Origin of the sequence: Xanthomonas massiliensis (genome assembly GCF_900018785.1) — a bacterium.
Lineage (GTDB): Bacteria > Pseudomonadota > Gammaproteobacteria > Xanthomonadales > Xanthomonadaceae > Xanthomonas_B > Xanthomonas_B massiliensis.
Map to the genome: position 1 here is coordinate 157,033 of NZ_FCOY01000006.1, position 20,640 is coordinate 177,672.

The 20,640-nt window shown below is 73.1% G+C and carries 10 protein-coding genes; 7 read left to right on the top strand and 3 right to left on the bottom strand.

Annotated elements, in window-relative coordinates:
* Positions 1 to 3 precede the first annotated feature (3 nt).
* Both BN3794_RS04045 and BN3794_RS04050 read right to left on the bottom strand, forming a co-directional pair.
* Positions 4 to 429, bottom strand: a complete 426-nt coding sequence (locus tag BN3794_RS04045) for a DNA polymerase III subunit chi (protein ID WP_066093755.1) — start codon at positions 427 to 429, stop codon at positions 4 to 6.
* Between the two features lie 68 nt (positions 430 to 497).
* The gene (locus BN3794_RS04050; protein WP_066093758.1) at positions 498 to 1,985 is read right to left on the bottom strand and encodes a leucyl aminopeptidase; all 1,488 of its coding nucleotides are present in this window, start codon (positions 1,983 to 1,985) and stop codon (positions 498 to 500) included.
* Positions 1,986 to 2,095: 110 nt separating this feature from the next.
* On the opposite strand from BN3794_RS04050, the gene lptF reads away from it, so the two are divergent.
* The gene (gene lptF, locus BN3794_RS04055) at positions 2,096 to 3,178 is read left to right on the top strand and encodes an LPS export ABC transporter permease LptF (RefSeq protein WP_066093761.1); all 1,083 of its coding nucleotides are present in this window, start codon (positions 2,096 to 2,098) and stop codon (positions 3,176 to 3,178) included.
* The gene (gene lptG / locus BN3794_RS04060; protein WP_187128039.1) at positions 3,127 to 4,284 is read left to right on the top strand and encodes an LPS export ABC transporter permease LptG; all 1,158 of its coding nucleotides are present in this window, start codon (positions 3,127 to 3,129) and stop codon (positions 4,282 to 4,284) included. The genes lptF and lptG overlap by 52 nt, the downstream gene beginning before the upstream one ends.
* Here lptG and BN3794_RS04065 read toward each other — a convergent pair.
* Positions 4,281 to 4,757, bottom strand: coding sequence for an RDD family protein (locus BN3794_RS04065; protein WP_078059585.1), 477 nt, complete (start codon positions 4,755 to 4,757; stop codon positions 4,281 to 4,283). The genes lptG and BN3794_RS04065 overlap by 4 nt on opposite strands.
* 38 nt (positions 4,758 to 4,795) lie before the next feature.
* Between BN3794_RS04065 and xerD the strand changes: the two genes are divergently transcribed.
* The 5 genes from xerD to BN3794_RS04090 all read left to right on the top strand — a co-directional run bounded on the left by xerD (position 4,796) and on the right by BN3794_RS04090 (position 20,371).
* Complete coding sequence (gene xerD, locus BN3794_RS04070) at positions 4,796 to 5,773, top strand: site-specific tyrosine recombinase XerD (RefSeq protein ID WP_066093767.1); 978 nt, start codon at positions 4,796 to 4,798, stop codon at positions 5,771 to 5,773.
* A 466-nt stretch (positions 5,774 to 6,239) separates the two neighbouring features.
* Positions 6,240 to 7,022, top strand: coding sequence for a DsbC family protein (locus BN3794_RS04075; protein WP_066093770.1), 783 nt, complete (start codon positions 6,240 to 6,242; stop codon positions 7,020 to 7,022).
* 127 nt (positions 7,023 to 7,149) lie between these two features.
* Positions 7,150 to 11,352, top strand: coding sequence for a phosphoribosylformylglycinamidine synthase (gene purL / locus BN3794_RS16810; RefSeq protein ID WP_066093773.1), 4,203 nt, complete (start codon positions 7,150 to 7,152; stop codon positions 11,350 to 11,352).
* Between the two features lie 420 nt (positions 11,353 to 11,772).
* A complete protein-coding gene (locus BN3794_RS04085; RefSeq protein WP_066093776.1) occupies positions 11,773 to 18,309 on the top strand; it encodes an ESPR-type extended signal peptide-containing protein in 6,537 nt (2,178 codons plus the stop codon).
* A gap of 130 nt (positions 18,310 to 18,439) precedes the next feature.
* On the top strand, positions 18,440 to 20,371 hold the full coding sequence (locus BN3794_RS04090) for a S8 family serine peptidase (RefSeq protein WP_066093779.1): 1,932 nt from the start codon (positions 18,440 to 18,442) through the stop codon (positions 20,369 to 20,371).
* Positions 20,372 to 20,640 lie beyond the last annotated feature (269 nt).

Sequence of the window (20,640 nt, forward strand, 5' to 3'; positions counted from 1 at the left end):
GGACTACATGTCGTACTTGTTGAGGTCGTAGCCGCCGGCCTTGTACTGCTTCCAGCGTGCGCGCAACGGCTCGCGCGCGGCCGGGTCGGCCGGCACCACCTCCAGCACCCGCTCGCACGGGCCGGCGAAGGCGGCATCGCGCAGGTTGATCACCATCGGCCGCGCCGGCGCATCGTGCTCGGGGGTGGCGATCAGCACCGGGGTGATGTCGTCGTCCTCGTCCATGCCGGCGATCTGGTGCGGGATGTAGGCGTCCGGGTCGAAGGCCCACAGCAGGTCGTCCAGCTCCTCGGCCTGGGCGGCATCGCGCGCCAGGATCAGGGTGGGCTGGCCGCTGTCGTGGGCCTTGCGCGCCAGCTCGCACACCAGCCGCAGGGGCTGCTGCAGGAAGCGCGGCTTGGCGATGAGGTAGAAGTCGGCGCGGGGCATCGGGAAGGGATCAGAGGAAAATTTCGCGAACCAGGCTCATGTGCGCGCGGGCATCCACGGGGCGACGGTCACGCCGCCCCGTGTCCGGTGCGGTCCAGCAGCCACTGGGTCAGCAGGCCGACCGGGCGGCCGGTGGCCATCCCGCGCTTGCCTTCGTCGCTGGCGCTGCCGGCGATGTCCAGGTGCGCCCAGCGCTGGCCCTCGGTGAAGCGCGACAGGAAGCAGCCGGCGGTGATCGCCCCGGCCCAGCGGCCGCCGATGTTGTAGACGTCGGCGAAGGTCGAATCCAGCAGCGGCTGGTACTCGTCCCACAGCGGCAGGCGCCAGGCGCGGTCGTGGACGTGCTCGCCGGCGGCCAACAGCTCGCCGGCCAGGTCGTCATGCTTGCTCATCAGGCCGGTGGCCTGGTGGCCCAGCGCGACCATGCAGGCGCCGGTCAGGGTGGCCAGGTCGACCAGCGCGGCCGGCGCGAAGCGCTGCGCGTAGGTCAGCGCGTCGCACAGGATCAGGCGGCCCTCGGCGTCGGTGTTGCCGACCTCGATGGTCTTGCCGGACATGGAGGTGATCACGTCGGAGGGACGGTAGGCGTTGCCATCGATGGCGTTCTCCACCGCCGGCACCACCGCGACCACGTTGACCGGCAGCCGCGCGCGGGCGGCGGCCACCACCGTGCCCAGCGCATTGGCGCCGCCGCACATGTCGAACTTCATTTCCTCGATGCCGCCCTGGGTCTTCAGGTTGACGCCGCCGGTATCGAAGGTGATGCCCTTGCCGACCAGCACGTAGGGCCGGGCGTCGCCGCCGCCGTTCCACTTGAGCACGACCAGGTGCGGGCGGTTGGCCGAACCGCGCGCCACGGCCAGCAGCGCGCCCATGCCCAGCGCCTGCATCTGCGCCTCGTCCAGGATCTCGGCCTCGACCCCGTCGCGGCCATCGGCGAAGGCGCGGGCCTGCTCGGCCAGGTAGGCCGGGGTGCAGATGTTGGGCGGCAGGTTGCCGAGCTCGCGGGCGAATTCCACGCCCGCCGCGAACGCCTGGCCCAGTGCCAGCGCGGCGGCATCGGTGCCGGCCAGGGCCAGCGTGCGCAGGCCGGTGGCGGCCTGGGGCTTCTTCTGGCCGAGCGTGGCGGTATAGCGGTAGGCGGTGTAGTCGGCGGCGATCGCCGCCTGGCGCAGGTTCCAGGCCGCGTCGCGGCCGGGCACCACCAGCTCGGTCAGGGTCAGCAGCGCGCCGGCGGCCGGGCCGCCCTTCAGCGCACGTACCGCATCGCCCACCGCCTTGAGGTAGGCGGCCACGCCGAAGCGGGCCGGATCGCCCAGGCCGACCACCAGCACGCGCGGGGCCGCCACGCCGGGCAGGTCCGGCAGCAGGGCGGTGGCGCCGGCGCGGCCGGACACGTCGCCGCGCGCGAGCAGCGCGGACAGGCGCCCGCCACTGGCGGCGTCCAGCGCCTGCGCGGCGGGGGGCAGGGACTTGTCGGCGAAGGCGCCGACCACGACGCAATCGGACTGGGCGGTGGCCGCCGCCTCGTGGTTCAGGGTGAATTCCAGGGACATTGGACAGATTCCGTAGGCAAAAACCGTACAATCGCGGACCGTTTACGCCAGTCGTGCCACGCTTCGGCGCGCCGCGAGCAGATAGGACAGTCTAGAACAAGCCCTCCCCCATGCCGAAGCTCGATCGATACCTGCTGGGCGATTTCGTCCAGAGTTTTGCCGCCACGCTGGTGGTGCTGGTCGTCGTCGGCACCGGCGGCGTGCTGGTGGACATCCTCGGCAACATCGCCGACGGGCGCCTGCCGGCCAGCCTGATGTTCTCCCAGCTGGGCCTGCAGTTCGTCACCTACCTGCCGCTGATCCTGCCGCTGGCGCTGTTGCTGGGCCTGCTGCTGGCGCTGGCGCGGCTGTACCGCGATTCGGAGATGGCGGTGCTGATGTCCATCGGCGTGGGGCCGGCGCGGTTGCTGCGCCCGATCCTGATGCTGGTGGTGCCGGTGGTGGCGCTGGTGGCGGCCAGCTCGCTGTGGCTGGGGCCGTGGGCCAACCGCACCGCCGAGGCGATGGTCGAGCAGGCCAACCGCAGCGTGGTCATCGCCGGGCTGGAGGCGGGTACCTTCACCACGATGTCCAACGGCGGCATCGTCTACCTGGCCAGCGTCTCGCCCGACGGCCGGCAGATGGGCCACGTGTTCATGCAGCGCAACCAGGGCGGGCGCATCGACGTGGTCACCGCCCAGCGCGGGCACATGTACTTCGAGGGCAAGGCGCAGCGCTACCTGCGCCTGGAGGACGGCTACCGGGTCAACGCGCCGGCCGACGGCGCCGGCCTGGACTACCGGGTGATGCGCTACGGCGACAACGAGGTCGCCCTGCCGGACAGCCGTCCCAGCCAGGACGAGAACGACCCGGAGATGCTGTCCACGCCGCGCCTGTTCGGCGACGCCCGGCCGGAGGCCCAGGCCGAGCTGCAGCGCCGCATCGCCCCGCCGCTGCTGGCCCTGGCCTTCGCCCTGCTGACCCTGCCGCTGTCGCGCAGCTCGCCGCGCCAGCAGCGCTACGGGCGGATGATGGTGGCGTTCCTGGCCTACCTGGTGGCCACCAACCTGACCATGCTCGGCGCGCAGTGGCTGGCGCACGGCAAGATCCCGGCGCCGCTGGGCCTGTGGTGGCTGACGTTGCCGCTGCTGGCGCTGTCGGTATGGCTGTATGCACGCGACGGCCGCCTCGGCCGGCCGCGGAGGGCGGCATGATGATCTGGCGTCCCCGCCTGCACGACCTGTACGTCGGCCGCTCGGTGCTGCTCACCGTGCTGGTGACCTGGGCGGTGCTCATCGGCCTGTTCGTGATGATGGGCGTGAGCGACCAGTTCAAGGACATCGGCAAGGGCAGCTACACCTTCGCCCATGCGGTGGCCTACATCGCCTACGGCGTGCCGCGCACCGCCTACAACCTGTTCCCCACCGCGGCGGTGATCGGCGCGCTGATGGGCCTGGGCCAGCTGGCGGCCACCTCCGAGCTGACCGCGCTGCGCGCGCTGGGCATCTCGCGCCGGCGCATCGGCCTGTCGGTGGTGGCCACCATCGCCCTGCTCACCGCGCTGATGGTGCTCGACGGCGAGACCCTGGCGCCGTGGGCGCAGGACCGCGGCGACATGCTCAAGGCCAACGCCAAGTACAACACCAACATGGCCTCGGCCCGTTATTCCGGGCTGTGGGCGCGCGAGGGCGACATCTTCCTCAATGCCCAGGGAGGCGAGGAGCGCGCCGGCGCGGACGGCAGCCGTTCGCTGCAGCTCACCGACGTGCGCCTGTACCAGGTGGGCGAGGACGGGCGCCTGGAGACCATCACCCATGCCGCCACTGCCGTTCACCAGGACGGCGGCTGGGCGCTGCACCAGGTCCGGCGCGACACCTTCGGCACCGACCAGGTGAGCCGGCAGACCGTGGACGACGAAGTGTGGTCCTCGCGCCTGGACCCGGCCGCCCTGGCCGCGGCGCTGGCGCGGCCGCGCAACCTGAGCGCGCGCGAGCTGCACCAGAGCATCGTCTACCGCCAGCGCAACGGCCTGGACGCGCGCGACTACGAGGAACAGTACTGGGGGCGCTGGTTCTACCCGCTCAACGTGCTGGCGCTGTGCCTGGCCGCGGTCCCGTTCGCGTTCGGCGCGCTGCGCAGCGGCGGCATGGGCAAGCGCCTGTTCCTGGGCATCCTGTTCGCGCTGGCGTTCTGGCTGCTGCAGCTGTTCTTCGGGCGCATGGCCGGGGCGCTGCGCTTCGACTACCGGCTGGCCTACGCCTTGCCGCCAGCGGTGATGCTGGCCGTGTCCGGCTGGATCTTCAGGCGCAAGGTCGGCTAGCCGGCCTTGCCGCCGCCCCGGGCCGCGGGCTCCAGGCGCAAGCGGGTGCGGCTGAAGCGGTCGTGCCAGGCCAGCCGTTGCGGGTCCAGCCAGGCCCACCAGAAGCCGGCGCCGCCGGCCAGCAGCGAGAGCGTGCCCATCGCGTAGCGCCGCCACAGCGCCAGCCGCGACGGGGCGGTGCCGTCCGGCGCGACCAGGCGCAGCCGCCACGGGCGCATGCCCAGGGTCTGGCCGCCGTGGCCCCAGCTCCAGGTGGCGTACAGCCCGACCACGCCCCAGCAGGCCAGCCACAGCGCCCACTGCCAGGCGCTGAAGGGCGGGATGTTCTCGCGGGCGCCGTGCCCGGCGCCGAGGTAGGCCAGGGTGAAGCCCAGCGACAGCGCCAGGCACAGCGCCAGCGCCGGCCACAGGTCGTAGGCCAGCGCCAGCAGGCGCCGACCGACCAGGGCGCGCGGGGGCGGGGCGTCGGGCATTGCCGCAAGCATAAGCGGGGCTGGCGTAGCATGACGCCATGTCCGACTGCACCACGCCCGCCGAGCGGCGCATGCTCGTCACCGCGCTGCCGCCGCTGCGCGACGACGACGGCGCGGCGATCGGCGCCTTCCTCGATGCGATCTGGGCCGAGCAGGGCCTGGCGGCGGCCTCGCTGGCCGGCTACCGCCGCGACCTGGAGGGCCTGGCCCGCTGGCGCGACGGCCGCGACGGCGGGCTGGCCGCGCTCGACCGGGCCGGCCTGTTCGACTACCTGGCCTGGCGCACCCGCCACGGCTACACCCCGCGCAGCAATGCGCGCCTGCTGTCGGCCCTGCGCGCGTTCTACGGCTGGCAGCTGCGCCGCGGCGCGCGCCGCGACGATCCCACCGCCCTGCTGGAGCCGCCGCGCCTGCCGCGGGCGCTGCCCAAGGCCCTGTCGGAGAGCCAGATCGAGGCGCTGCTCGCCAGCCCGGACGTGGCCACCGACGAGGGCCTGCGCGACCGCACCATGCTCGAGCTGATGTACGCGGCCGGGCTGCGCGTGAGCGAGCTGGTCGGCCTGCCGGCCAGCGCGCTCAACCTGCGCCAGGGCGTGCTGCGGGTGACCGGCAAGGGCAGCAAGGACCGCCTGGTGCCGGTCGGCGAGGAATCGCGCTACTGGCTGCAGCGCTACCTGGAACAGGCCCGCCCGCGCCTGGCCGGCGGCAAGGCGGTGCCGGCCGCCGGCGACGGCAGCGTGCCGCTGTTCATCGGCCCGGCGCGCCAGCCGTTGAGCCGGCAGCGGTTCTGGGTGCTGGTCAAGCGCTATGCCGCGGTGGCCGGCATCGATCCGGCCAAGGTCAGCCCGCACGGCCTGCGCCACAGCTTCGCCACCCACCTGCTCAACCACGGCGCCGACCTGCGCGCGCTGCAGATGCTGCTCGGCCACAGCTCGCTGTCCACCACCCAGATCTACACCCTGGTGGCGCGCCAGCACCTGCAGCAGCTGCACGCCAGACACCACCCGCGGGGGTGAGGCCGCGGGCGCGGCAGCGCGTTCCGGTGCAGGGTGGATGGGTCGGCCATTCCGCGGCCTGGGCACTGTCATGGATGGCGGCGGATGGCGCGGGGCCGGGTGCTCATGGCGCGCATCACGGCCAGTTGCGCATGTTCGGTGCCTGGCCCTTCGTCGGGCAGCCCGCGCCAGTGGCCGCGGTCGCGGCACGGAGCCGCCGGAAAGCCATCGCCTCGTCTTGATTCCTGCCGGCAGCGGCAGGTGGCGGACGGTCCGGGGCGGGCGGATGGACATTCGACAGGCCGGGCAGGGCAGCAGCCATCCCCGCCGCCGTCGGTCGCGCGATCCCTTCATGGCGACGCCGGTACCTGCCGCCGGCCCGGCACCGGGATCGGACCCGGGGTCCCGGGCCTCTGGACCACTTGGAGCCGCTTCATCCGCGCTGTGCGAGAATCCCCGACGTTTTCCGCTGCTTCGGGATGCCCCCATGCTTCGTTCCGCCGTGTTCGCCCTGCTGGGCGCCGCCAGCCTGAGCGCCTGCGCCCAACCGGCCGCGCCCGCCCCGTCCGCCACCGCGGCCCCCGCGGCCGATGCCGGCGCCGATGCGCGCGTCAGCGCCGCGCTGGCGGCGCTCGATCCCAAGTTCAAGCCGGACTACATGGGCGCGGCCCCGTTCCCGGGCTTCCGCGAGGTCGTGGTCGGCGGGCAGGTGCTGTACGTGTCCGACGATGGCCGCTACCTGATGCAGGCCCAGCCCTTCGACCTGCGCGAGCGCCAGTTCGCCTCCAGCGAAGGCCTGCTGGCCTACCGGCGCAAGGCGCTGGCGGCGGTGCCGGCGTCCGAGCGCATCGTGTTCTCCCCGCCCAACCCGAAGTACACCGTGTCGGTGTTCACCGACATCGAGTGCGGCTACTGCCGCAAGCTGCACAGCGAGATCGCCGAGTACAACCGCCAGGGCATCGCCGTGGAATACCTGGCCTATCCGCGCATGGGCCTGGGCAGCCAGGACTACAAGGACATGGTCTCGGTGTGGTGCGCGTCGGACCGCAAGCAGGCGCTGACCCAGGCCAAGCAGGACGGCAGCGTGACCGCGCGCAGCTGCACCAATCCGGTGAACATGGAGTACGCCCTGGGCGAGCGCCTGGGCGTGAACGGCACGCCGGCGATCTTCGGCCCGGACGGCACTCAGCTGGGCGGCTACCTGCCCCCGGACAAGCTGCGCGAGGCCCTGGACAAGCGTGCCGCCGCCGGCAAGGGCGGCTCGCGCTGAGCCCTTGGCAACGCCGCGACGATGCGAAGGCCGCCTCCGGGCGGCCTTCGCGTTTGCGGCGCCCGGCCGGCCCGGCGGGCCGCTCCGGTACAATGGCGGGCCCGTCATCTGCCACGGTTTCCCGGACATGATCGTCCTCGAGGGCGCTTCCGCCCTGTCGCCGTTCCGCCGCACCCGGCTCGAATCCCGCCTCCACGCCATCGCCCCCGGGCTGCACATCGCCGGCGCCTGGCAGGTCTTCTTCATCCAGCCACGCCTGGGCCAGGCGCCCGACCTGGCCACCCTGCAGCGCATCCTCGAGGCCCGTCCCGAGCCGGCCGCGCGCGAGGCCGGGGCGGTGTCGCGCTGGGTGGTGCCGCGCCTGGGCACGCGCTCGCCGTGGTCGAGCAAGGCCACCGAGCTGATCGCCGGTGCCGGCGTGGCGGTGGCCCGGGTCGAGCGCGGCATGCGCCTGGACCTGGCCGGCTGGCCGGACGATGCCGCCGCCCAGGCGGCGCTGGCCAGGCTGCTGTACGACCCGATGACCCAGTCGCTGCTCGATTCGGATGCGGCGGCGCAGGCGCTGTTCGCCGCGCCGCCGCGCAAGCCGCTGCAGCGCATTTCCCTGGCGGAGCTGGAGCAGGCCAACGTGCGCCTGGGCCTGGCCCTGGCGGGCGACGAGATCGATTACCTGCGCGAACGCTTCGCCGCGCTGGGCCGCGATCCCTCGGACGTGGAACTGATGATGTTCGCGCAGGCCAACTCCGAGCACTGCCGGCACAAGATCTTCAACGCCAGCTGGACCATCGACGGCAAGCAACAGGACCGCTCGCTGTTCCGCATGATCAAGAACACCCAGCAGCACACCCCGCAGCACACGCTCAGCGCCTACAGCGACAACGCCGCGGTGGTCGAGGGCCTGCCGGCGGCGCGCTACCGGCCCGACCCGGCCAGCGGCCGCTACCGGGCCGAGCCGGTGACCGGCTCGGCGTTCTGCATCAAGGTCGAGACCCACAACCATCCCACCGCGATCGCGCCGTTCCCGGGCGCGGCCACCGGCGCGGGCGGCGAGATCCGCGACGAGGGCGCCACCGGCCGCGGCGGCAAGCCCAAGGCCGGGCTGACCGGCTTCACCGTCTCGCACCTGCGCATCCCGACCCTGCCGCAGCCCTGGGAGGCGCCGCGTGCGCTCAACCCGCGGATGGCGCCGGCGCTGGAGATCATGCTCGACGGCCCGCTCGGCGGTGCCGCCTTCAACAACGAGTTCGGCCGGCCCAACCTGCTCGGCTACTTCCGCAGCTTCGAGCTGGCGCAGGCGCCGGGCCTGGTGCGCGCCTACGATAAGCCGATCATGCTGGCCGGCGGCATCGGCGCGATCGACCGGGTGCAGGTGCAGAAGATCAAGCTGCAGCCCGGCGACGCGGTGATCGTGCTCGGCGGTCCGGCGATGCTGATCGGCCTGGGCGGCGGCGCGGCCAGTTCGGTGGCCTCCGGCGACAGCGCCGAGGACCTGGATTTCGCCAGCGTGCAGCGCGACAACCCGGAGATGGAGCGGCGCTGCCAGGAGGTCATCGACCGCTGCGTGGCGCTGGGCGAGGACAACCCCATCCACTTCTTCCACGACGTCGGTGCCGGTGGCCTGTCCAACGCCATCCCCGAGCTGCTGCACGATTCCGGCGTGGGCGGGGTGATCGACCTGGACAAGGTGCCCAGCGACGATCCCTCGCTGTCGCCGCTGGAACTGTGGTGCAACGAATCGCAGGAGCGCTACGTGCTCGGTGTCCCGGCGGCGCGGCTGGCCGAGTTCGCCGCGATCTGCGAGCGCGAGCGCTGCCCGTTCGCCACGGTCGGCGTGGCCACCGCCGAGCAGCGGCTGGTGGCCGGGTACGGCGCGACCGTGGCGAGCGTCTACGGCGGCAGTGGCGCGCGCGACGACGTGCCCGGCCCGGCGCCGCGCGGTGGGGATCCGGACGGGCAGGGGGGCGGTGTTGCGCATGAGGCCCTTTCCGGCCCTGCGCCGCACGGTGGGGATTTGGACGAACAGCGCGGCAGTGTTGTGCACGGGGCCCTTCCCGGCCCGGCACAGCGCGCCGGGCGTCCGGATGACCTGCGCGGCAGTGCCGCGCAGGCGGAAATCCCGGTATCCGGCCCCCAGGCGCAGCCTGCGGGCGTTGGCGAAGGCGCGGACCGGGGGGGCGCAAGCGCCTCCGCTCACCCGATCGACCTGCCGATGGACGTGCTGTTCGGCAAGCCGCCGAAGATGCACCGCGATACCGTCCATCCGCCGGCGCCGCACTGGCCCGAGCTGGCCACCCGCGGCCTGGAACTGCACCAGGCCGGCCTGCGCGTGCTGGCCCATCCCACCGTGGCGGCCAAGAGCTTCCTGGTCACCATCGGCGATCGCAGCGTCGGCGGGCTGACCGCGCGCGAGCAGATGGTCGGCCCGTGGCAGCTGCCGGTGGCCGATTGCGCCATCACCCTGGCCGGCTTCGACACCGTGGCCGGCGAGGCGATGGCGATCGGCGAGCGCGCGCCGCTGGCATTGCTGGATTCGGCGGCGGCCGCGCGCATGGCGGTGGGCGAGGCGATCACCAACCTGTGCGCCGCGCCGGTGGAGACCCTGGACACGGTCAAGCTGTCGGCCAACTGGATGGCCGCGGCCGGGTTCGACGGCGAGGACGCGCTGCTGTACGACGCGGTCCGCGCGGTGGGCATGGCGCTGTGCCCCGACCTGGACCTGGCCATCCCGGTCGGCAAGGACTCGCTGTCCATGCAGGCGCAATGGGATGGCGGCGCTTCGGACGCCGCTCCTGCGTCCGCGCCGGCGCACAGGAGCGTCTCGCCGGTGTCGCTGGTGGTCTCGGCCTTCGCACCGGTCGCCGATGCGTCCACCCAGCTCACCCCGCTGCTCGCGCGCGAGGCCGATACCGACCTGTGGCTGATCGGCCTGGGCGCCGGCAAGCAGCGCCTGGGCGGCTCGGTGCTGGCGCAGGTGCACCCGGGCGAAGGCGCGCTGCCCGCGTTCGCCGGGCCGGTGCCGGACCTGGACGACCCGCAGCGCCTGCGCGGCTTCTTCGAGCTGGTGCGCGATGCGCGCCGCGACGGGCTGTTGCTGGCCTACCACGACCGCAGCGACGGCGGCGCCTTCGCCGCGCTGTGCGAGATGGCCTTCGCCTCGCACCTGGGCCTGGACATCGGCCTGGACGGCTGGGGCGAGGATCCGTTCCGCGCCCTGTTCAACGAGGAGCTGGGCGCGATCGTGCAGGTGGCCGGCGAGAACCGCGCCGCGTTCGCCGACCTGGTCGAGCGCCATGCGCTGACCGAATGCGCGCAGCGCATCGCACGGCCGACCACCGCGCCGGTGGTGCGCGTCATCGAGGGCCAGGACGTGCTGGCCGAGTGGCGCTGGGAAGAGCTGTTCGACGCGTGGTGGTCGGTCAGCCACGCCATGCAGAAGCTGCGCGACAACCCCGAGGCGGCCGATGCCGAGCGCGCGGCGGCGCGCGATTTCGCCGCGCCGGGGCTGAAGCCGCGCCTGACCTTCGATCCGGCCGAGGACGTGGCCGCGCCGTTCGTCGCCACCGGGGCGCGGCCGAAGGTGGCGATCCTGCGCGAGCAGGGCGTCAACGGCCAGATCGAGATGGCCAACGCGTTCGAGCGCGCCGGCTTCGACAGCTTCGACGTGCACATGAGCGACCTGGTCGCCGGGCGCGTGGACCTGGCCGGTTTCCGCGGCCTGGCCGCGTGCGGCGGCTTCAGCTACGGCGACGTGCTCGGCGCCGGCCGCGGCTGGGCGACCTCGGTCCTGGAGCGGCCGGCGCTGCGCGCGATGTTCGCCGCGTTCTTCGCCCGCAGCGACAGCTTCGCCCTGGGCGTGTGCAACGGCTGCCAGATGCTCAGCCAGCTCAAGGAGATCATCCCCGGCGCCGACGGCTGGCCACGCTTCGTGCGCAACCGCAGTGAGCAGTTCGAGGCACGCACGGCCCTGCTGGAAGTGGTGGAATCGCCCTCGATCTTCCTGCGCGGCATGGAAGGCGCGCGCCTGCCGGTGGCCGTGGCCCACGGCGAGGGCCGGGCCGAGTTCGCCAGTGCGGTCGAGCAGGCCGCCGCGCGCGTGGCGCTGCGCTACGTCGATGGCCACGGCCAGGCGGCGACGGCCTATCCGCTCAATCCCAACGGCTCGCCCGAAGGCATCACCGGCCTGACCACGACCGACGGTCGCGTCACCATCCTCATGCCGCATCCCGAGCGCACCCCGCGCACGCTCAACCTGAGCTGGGCACCGGCGGACTGGCCGGCCGACTCGCCCTGGCTGCGCATGTTCCGCAATGCACGGGTATGGGTGGCCTGAGCGCCTGATCCGGCCCGGGGAAGCGACGGATCCCGCCAACGCGTGCGTTGGCGGGATTTTTTTTGCCTGGCGCCGCCCCGAGGCAGCTGGGCGCGGATGCCAAGGTTTTTGCAATAGCTGGCTGTTGGCTGCGCGTTTGCAGATCTTCCATGGATCTTGGGTGGCGTTTCGGATCATGTCCGAAATTCGTGTGATGAATGTCACAAAGTGACAAAAACTTGACTCGATTTGTCATCGACTGCTAACAAGCGTCTCCATTCGACAGTTTATTGGCGTTCAGGTTCGATCTTCGGCCGTTGCCGAGGACCCGTTCCTTCCCCCGCGAAGCGCCACCGGATTCCAGGCCATGCAGGACGTGATCGGCCGGAAATGCGTGTTTCTAGTTCCAGAAAACACAGCCTTCCCAACAAGGAGCAGTCGATGAACCGGATTTATCGCAAGGTGTGGAATCGCGCGCTGGGCCAGTGGATCGTGGCATCGGAACTGGCGTCCGGGCGGGGGAAGGCATCGGACGGACGCGGCGGGCAGGGCAGCGCGGTCGGGACGCGGGCGGCGCTGCCGGTGGCGCTGGTGCTGGCCTTGGCCGGCTATGGCTCGGCGATGCCGCCGGCGGCGGCGCAATCGGTGGAAGTCGGTGGCAACAAGCCGTGCGTGGTCCTGGCCAGCGGCCTGGTCGACGAATGCGTGGTCGACGGCAGTGCGAAGGCCGCGGGCGAAGGCGCCGTCGCGGTCGGCAGCGGGGCCACGGCCGCGGGCGACCAGGCCGTGGCGATCGGTGCCGGCACCCGCGCCGGGGAGAGCGGTGCCACCGCGATCGGGGCGGGGTCCGTCGCCGGGGGCGCCTACGCCACCGCCACCGGCAGCGAGGCGGTGGCCTCGGGGCTGCAATCCACGGCGGGCGGTTTCCGCGCCGAGGCCAGCGCCGACGGTGCCGCGGCCTATGGCGGCTACAGCGCCGCCACCGGCTTCGGGGCCACGGCGCTCGGCTATGGCGCGCTGGCCGGCGCAGCGTCCGCCACCGCCGTCGGTTTCGGTGCGCTGGCCAGCCACGACGACGCCACCGCGCTGGGCTCCAACGCGATCGCCAGCGGCGACAACAGCGTCGCGGTGGGCGGCGCCTTCTGGGGCCTGCTGCCGACCGAGGCGTCCGGCGACTACGCCACCGCGGTGGGCGGCGCGGCCTATGCGGCTGGCCTGAACAGCACCGCGCTCGGCAACTTCTCCAGCGCGACCGCAACGGACGCGCTGGCCCTGGGCGCCGACGCGGTCGCCTCGGCCAAGGGCGCGGTTGCGCTGGGCACCGGCTCCGTGGCCGGGCGCGAGAACGCCGTGTCGGTCGGTGACGCGGGCAGCGAGCGCCAGGTCACGAATGTCGCGGCCGGTACCGAAGCCTCCGACGCGGTGAACGTGGCACAGCTGCAGGCGGTAGCCGATGTGGCGCAGGCCACCGGCCGGTATTTCCAGGCATCGGGCAGCGACGACAGCGATGCCGGCGCCTATGTGGAAGGCGACAACGCGCTGGCCGCCGGCGAGGCCAGCAATGCCATCGGCAACGGCGCCATCGCGCTGGGCAGCGGCGCGATCGCCTTCGCCGACAACGCCACCGCGGTGGGCTTCAACGCACTGGCCAGCGGCCAGAACAGCGCCGCCTTCGGCAACAACGCCCAGGCCACCGGTCCCGGCAGCGTGGCGGTGGGCGGCAACGCGGTGGACGAGGACGGCAATGCATTGATCACCAGCGGCGGCGTGCCGGTGGAGACCGGCGCGACCAGCGCCGGCGTGGGCGGGACCGCGGTCGGCGCCAGCGCCGACGCCGGCGGGTTCGCCGCCTCGGCATTCGGCGTGGGCGCCTATGCGCCGGGCGCGCAGGCCTCGGCGTTCGGTGCGGTGGCCAATGCGGTGGGCGACTATGCGACCGCGGTCGGGACCCAGAGCACCGCGTCGGGCACCAGCAGCGTCGCCATCGGCGGGCCGGTCGACCTGATCCCCGGCTGGGGCCTGTTCGTGTCCACGCAGGCCAGCGGCGAGGCCGCCGCGGCCCTGGGTGCCGGCGCGATCGCTTCCGGCGACTACGGCCTGGCCGCCGGCACCCTGTCGGAGGCGGCCGGGGCGGAGAGCACGGCGATCGGCTACTTCGCCTATGCGCCGGGAACGAATGCGTCCGCGCTGGGCGCCGAGTCGTGGGCCAGCGGCGCCGACAGCACCGCGATCGGCTACTACAGCACCGCCCTGGGGGCCAACAGCGTCGCCCTCGGCGCCAACTCCACCGCCAACCGGGCCGACACGGTGTCGGTCGGCGACGTGGGCAGCGAGCGCCAGGTCACGAATGTCGCCGCCGGTACCGAAGCCACTGATGCGGTGAACGTGGCGCAGCTGCAGGAGGTGGCCGGCGTGGCGCAGGCCACCGGCAAGTATTTCCAGGCATCGGCGGACGCGGACAACGGACTGGGCGCCTATGCCGAGGGCAACGGTGCGGTAGCCGCCGGCGCGGTGGCCAGTGCCTACGGCGACGGCGCCGCGGCGTTCGGCAACGCCGCGCTGGCCCTGGGCGAGGACAGCGTGGCGATGGGCCGCGCCAGTTCGGCCGCGGGTACCAGTGCCACCGCCATCGGCGGCCAGGGCCAGGCCTACGACCAGTACAACTCGCCGATCGTCGACGAAGACGGCAGGCCGGTGCTGACCGGCACCACGGCGGCCGAGGGCGCTACGGCCGTCGGTGCCGGAGCGCAGGCCACCGGCGAGGTCAGCAACGCGTTCGGCTACGGTGCGCAGGCCACCGGCGATCGCAGCTTCGCCGGCGGCTACAAGTCCCGCGCCAGCGGGAGCTACAGCACCGCCATCGGCGACGACGCCTGGGCCAGCGGTGGGGACAGCAGCGCGGTGGGCGCCTATGCGTGGGCGACGCAGGACGGGGCGAGCGCCTTCGGCGCCAGCGCCTGGGCCACGGGCATCAACGCCTCGGCGTTCGGTGCCGGTGCGTGGGCCAGCGGCAGCGGCGCCACCTCGATCGGCTACGACAGCTGGGCACCCGGCACGAGCGCGGTGGCGATCGGCCGCGGTGCGTTCGGCTATGCGAACTACAGCTTCGCCGGCGGTTTCCAGGCACTGGCCAACGACGTCAACACCATCGCCCTGGGTACCAACACGCTGGCCGATGCCGAGAGCGCCATCGCCATCGGCGCCGGCGCGGCGGCGAGCGGTGCCAATGCGGTGGCGCTCGGTGCCGGCGCGGTGGCCGAGCGCGACCGCAGCGTCTCGGTCGGCAGCGCCGGGGCCGAACGCCAGATCACGAATGTCGCCGCCGGTACCGAAGCCACCGATGCGGTGAACGTGGCGCAGCTGCAGGAAGTGGCGGCGGCCGCGGCGACCACCGACAAGTACTTCAAGGCCTCCGGCAGCGACGACAGCGATGCCGGCGCCTATGTGGAAGGCGACAACGCGCTGGCGGCCGGCGAGGCCAGCAATGCCATCGGCAACGGCGCCATCGCGCTGGGCAGCGGCGCGACCGCCTTCGCCGACAACGCCACCGCGGTGGGCTTCAATGCGCTGGCCACGGACGTGGGGGCGGTGGCCCTCGGCCTGGACAGCCAGGCGCTGGGCGAGACCAGCATCGCCCTCGGGGCCGGTGCGCTGGCCAGCGAGATCGGCGCCAGCGCCACCGGCGCCGGTGCCGAAGCCTCCGGCGCCTATGCCACCGCCAGCGGCAGCGAGGCGCTCGCCTCGGAAACGCAGGCCACCGCGACCGGGTTCCGCAGCGAGGCCAGCGGCCAGGGAGCGACCGCGCTGGGCAGCTACAGCGCGGCCGGCGGCTTCCTCGCCTCGGCCCTGGGCTATGGCGCCTCCGCCGCGAGCGACTACGCCACCGCGGTCGGCGCCTCGGCGAACGCCTCCGGTTCCGGTGCGGTGGCGGTGGGCGAGTCCAGCCAGGCCAGCGGCGACGAGAGCGTCGCGGTGGGCGGATCGACCTTCTTCGGCCTGATCCCGGCCCAGGCCGCCGGGACGGGCGCCTCGGCGTTCGGCGCCGGCGCATGGGCCACCCAGGACTACGCCACCGCGCTCGGCTGGAACAGCTGGGCCGATGCCGGAAGTGCCACCGCCGTGGGCGAAAGTGCCCTGGCGGGAGCGGCCAACAGCGTGGCGCTGGGCGCCGGTTCGGTGGCCGACCGCGAGAACACCGTGTCGGTCGGCGATGCCGGTGCCGAACGCCAGATCGCCAATGTCGCCGCCGGCACCGAGGGCACCGACGCGGTGAACCTGGACCAGCTCAACGCCGTGGCCGAGGTGGCGCAGGCCACCAGCAAGTACTTCCAGGCCTCCGGCGGCGCTGGCAGCGATGTCGGTGCCTATGTCGATGGCGACTACGCCACGGCGATCGGCGAGGCCGCCAGCGCCTACGAGACCGGTGCCAGCGCGATCGGCAGCGGTGCGCTGGCGATCGGCCGCTACGCCACTGCTTCGGGCTACAACGCCACCGCCTCGGCCGAGTCGGCCACCGCGGTCGGCGGCGCGCTGTACTACACCGACGAGGACGGCAACGTGCTGCTCGACCGCAGCACCACCGCGAGCGCCGCCGGGGCGAGCGCCTTCGGCGCCGGTGCCGAAGCCTCCGGCGCGTTCGCCACCGCCACCGGCGCCGGTGCCACCGCCGCCGGCCTGCAGTCCACCGCGGTCGGCTACGGCAGCGCGGCGGACAGCGACTACGGCACCGCGCTGGGGGCGTTCAGCAGCGCCGGCGGCGTGCGTACCACCGCGCTCGGCTACGGCGCCGACGCCGGCGGCGACTACGCCGCGGCGCTGGGCTGGGGCAGCCTGGCCTCGGGCCGCTACGCCAGCGCACTCGGGTATGGCGCCACCGCCAGCGGCGCCTATGCCACCGGCGTCGGCGCCAGTGCGCGCGCCACCGGCGAGGATGCCACCGCGGTCGGCGCGACCGCCTGGGCGACCGCCGCGCAGGCCACCGCGCTGGGCCAGTTCGCCTGGGCCACCTCGCAGGGCGCCACTGCCATCGGCCAGGACTCGTATGCTTACGGCGGCGTCAACGCCACCGCGCTGGGCGCCTCGGCCTGGGCCAACGGCGCCAACAGCGTGGCGCTGGGCGCCGGTTCGCGCGCCAGCGAGGCCGACGTGGTCTCGGTCGGCGGCGGCGACGGCACCACCTCGCCGGCCACGCGCCGCATCGTCAACGTGGCCGACGCGGTCGGCGAGACCGACGCGGTGAACAAGTCGCAGCTCGATGCGGTGGCCGCCACCGTCGAGGCGACGAGCGCGGGGTTCCAGGCCAACGGCGCCGGCGTGGCCACGGCCAGCGGCGAGGAGAGCGTGGCCGCCGGTTCCGGCGCGTCCGCCAGCGGCGCCCGTTCCAGTGCGCTGGGCAGCGGCGCCAGCGCCACTGCCACCGGCGCCACCGCGATCGGCGCGGACAGCTCCGCGCGGGCCGCCAACAGCACCGCGATCGGACGCGCAACCTCGATCACCGCCAGCAATGGCGTGGCCATCGGCTATGGCGCCTTCGCCAGCAATGGCACGGGCAGCATCGCCATCGGTGCAGGCGCCGGCGTTTCCGGTGCCAACAGTGTCGCCCTCGGCGCCGGCGCCCGGGCCACCGAGGCCAACGTCGTCTCCGTCGGCGGCGGCAACGGTGCCGACGCGCCGGCGACCCGCCGCATCGTCAACGTCGGCGCCGGTCGCGTGGCCGAGGGCAGTACCGATGCGATCACCGGCGGCCAGTTGTACGTCACCAACCAGCGCGTGGGGGCGGTCGAATCGCGGGTCAGCGACATCGACGGCCGCATCGGTTCGGTCGAGGGTGTCGTCGCCAACGCGGTCGCCTACGACGACGCGGATCGCGACAGCCTGACCCTGTCCGGCCTGCACGGCACGCGCCTGGGCAACGTGGCGGCCGGGGCGGTGGCGCTGGGCAGCCTGGACGCCATCAACGGCGGACAGCTGTTCCAGTCGCTGGGCAACATCGCCGCCCTGCTCGGCGGCGGGGCGGGCCTCGGCGCGCAGGGGGCGTTCGTCGCGCCGAGCTACGTGATCCAGGGCACCAGCTACGACAACGTGGGCGCGGCGCTGGCGGCGCTGGATACGCAGGTCACCGCGCTCGGCGGCGGCATTGCCGCTGGCGCCGGCGGCACGAGCCGGGCGGCCAGCGAGGCCGGCGAAGGCACCGCCTACGGCGAGGGCGCCCGCGCCAACCACGCCAGCGGCAGCGCGGTCGGCACCAACGCCTATGCCCATGGCCCGAACGACACGGCCTACGGCAGCAATGCCCGGGTCGATGCCGACGGCAGCACGGCCTATGGCGCCAACACCCACGTCGGTGCCGAGGCGACCAACGCGGTGGCGGTGGGCGAAAGCGCCAGCGTCACCACGGCGTCTGGAACGGCCGTCGGCCAGGGGGCCAGCGTCACCGCGACCTCCGGCACCGCCATTGGCCAGGGCGCCAGCGTGACGGCAGAAGGCGCAGTCGCCCTGGGCCAGGGCTCGCTCGCCGATCGCGCCAACACGGTATCGGTGGGAGCGGTCGGCCAGGAACGCCAGGTCGCCAACGTCGCCGCCGGCAGTGCCGATACCGACGCGGTCAACGTGCAACAGATGCGCGCGGCCGACGAGCAGATGCTGTCCAGCGCCAACAGCTACGCCGACAGCCGCTTCGGCGCGCTGAGCGACAGCTTCGAGATGTACAAGGGCGAGATCGACGACCGGCTGCGCCGCACCGACCGCCGCATCGACCGCCAGGGCGCGATGAACGCGGCGATGCTGAACATGGCCACCAGCGCGGCCGGCATCCGCACCCAGAACCGGGTCGGCGTCGGCGTCGGCTTCCAGAGCGGGCAATCGGCGTTGTCGCTGGGCTACCAGCGCGCGATCAGCGAGCGCGCCACGGTGACCCTGGGCGGCGCGTTCAGCGGCGACGACAAGTCGGTCGGCGTGGGTGCCGGCTTCGGCTGGTGACGCCGGGAAACCGGCAGACGGCATGCATGGAGAAGCGGCAAAAGCGGGTCGATCGGAAGTGGCAGCAGTGCAGGAGTGGCACGTGCAGGAGTGATACCGGACTACCGTTCTTTCACATGGAGCATTGGAGATGACCATCAACACACTACGTACCGGCGCGGCGGCGATGCTGCTGGGCACCCTTGTCGCCTCGTTCGGTGCGGTGGCGGCCGAGAAGGTCCTGCCGCCGGATCCGGCCCGTTCCTTCCTGGGGGGCGAGGACGAACAGCCGTTCTTCGGGCGCTTCATCATCACCTACAAGGAGGGCACGGCGGCCAGGAACAAGGGCGCGCTGATCGAGAAGAACCTCGATGCCGTGCTGGCGCGCACGCAGCCGACAGGCAAGTCCCTGCCGGTGACGACCCGCTACCTGCGCAAGCTGGCCGGCGGCAGCGACCTGGTGCGCGTGTCGCGCAAGCTCGATCGCGTCGCGGCCGAGGCGTTCATGCGCCAGGTCGCCGCCGATCCGACGGTGGCCAAGGTGGCGATCGACCACCTGCGCCGCCCGGTGCGCGACATCGCCGCCGCCAAGCTGGCGCCGGCCACCTTCACTCCCAGCGATCCCTATTTCGGCCAGTACCAGTGGCACCTGAAGGCTCCCGACGGGGCCGCCACCTACTACGGCTCGGCCAACGCCGGCGGTGCCAACGTGGCCAACGCCTGGGACCTGGCCGACGGCAACGGCATCGTGATCGCGGTGCTGGATACCGGCATCACCGCCCACCCGGACATCGACACTTCCCTGGCCGACGCCGGCTACGACTTCATCACCGACAGCTTCGTGTCCGGGCGCGACAGCGATGGGCGTGCCCCGGGCGGCTGGGACCTCGGCGACTGGACCACGGAGGAGCCGTGGCTGAGCGAGTGCACCAACGCCGCCAACCCGCCGGACGACAGCTCCTGGCACGGTACCCACGTGGCCTCCACCGCCGGCGCCGAGCTGACCAACAACGGCGTCGGCATGGCCGGCATCGCCTACAACGCCAAGATCCTGCCGGTGCGCGTGCTCGGCCATTGCGGCGGCTACGACAGCGACATCAACGATGCGATCGTGTGGGCGGCCGGCGGCCAGGTCGACGGCGTGCCCGCCAATGCCCACCCGGCCCAGGTCATCAACCTGAGCCTGGGCGGCAGCGGCGCCTGCCCGGCCGACGATCCGCAGGCCCAGGCCATCGCCCAGGCCAATGCGCTGGGTGCGGTGGTGGTGGTCTCGGCCGGCAACAGCGGCGCCAACGCGGCCAACTATTCGCCCGCCAGCTGCCCCGGCGCGATCGCCGTGGCCGCCACCGGCGTGACCAGCCGGCGCGCGTACTACTCCAACTACGGCGCCATCGTGAAGATCGCCGCGCCCGGCGGCGGCGTGTACGCCAACGACGCCGCGTCGGGCACGACGTCCTACGACGGTTTCGTCTGGCAGGCGCTGAACAACGGCACCACCTCGCCGACCAGCTCGTATTCCTACGGCGGCTACGCCGGCACCTCGCAGGCGGCGCCGCACGTCTCCGGCGTGGTGGCGCTGATGCAGGGCGCGCGGCTGGACGCGGGCCTGCCGCTGCTGACCCCGACCGAGGTGCTGGACATCCTGCAGGCCACCGCGCACGTACCCAGCGTGGCGCCGTCCGCCAGCCAGCCGATCGGTGCCGGCATCGTCGATGCCGCCGCCGCGGTGGAGGCCGCCGTCGGCAGCGAACCGTGCACCGGGGACTGCGGCCCGGCCGCGATCCCGCTGGCCAACAAGGCGGTGGTGTCCGGCCTGTCCGGGGCCGCCGGCAGCGAGACGCTGTACAGCTTCCAGGCCGAGGCCGGAAAGACGCTGAGCATCCTCACCTACGGCGGCAGCGGCGACGTCTCGGTCTACGTCGGCTTCGGCAAGGCGCCGACCACGACCGACTACGACGCCAGGTCCACCCGCGCCGGCAACAGCGAGACGGTGCGGTTCGACGCGGCCCAGGCCGGCACCTACTACATCAAGCTGGTGGGCGCCGCGGCCTACAGCGGCGTCAGCCTGAGCGCGCGGCAGTAGCCGGCCCGTGATCCGCCGATGCGGGTTCCGCGCACACCGGAACCCGCATCGCGGTTTCGCGAAGCGAGCGCGGCCAGGTCTGATGTGTTGCGAATGGGCCTGCCGTTGCGCTCTTGGCGCTGCGCCGCGCCGATGGCCCACGGCCAGGCGACGGCGGGCTGTCCGCTCACTTCCCCAGCGGCGCGCCCGAAGGTGTCACCAGCCTGACCACTGCCGACGACTGCGTCACCATCCTCATGCCGTACCCCGCGCGCCCTCCGCGCAGGCTC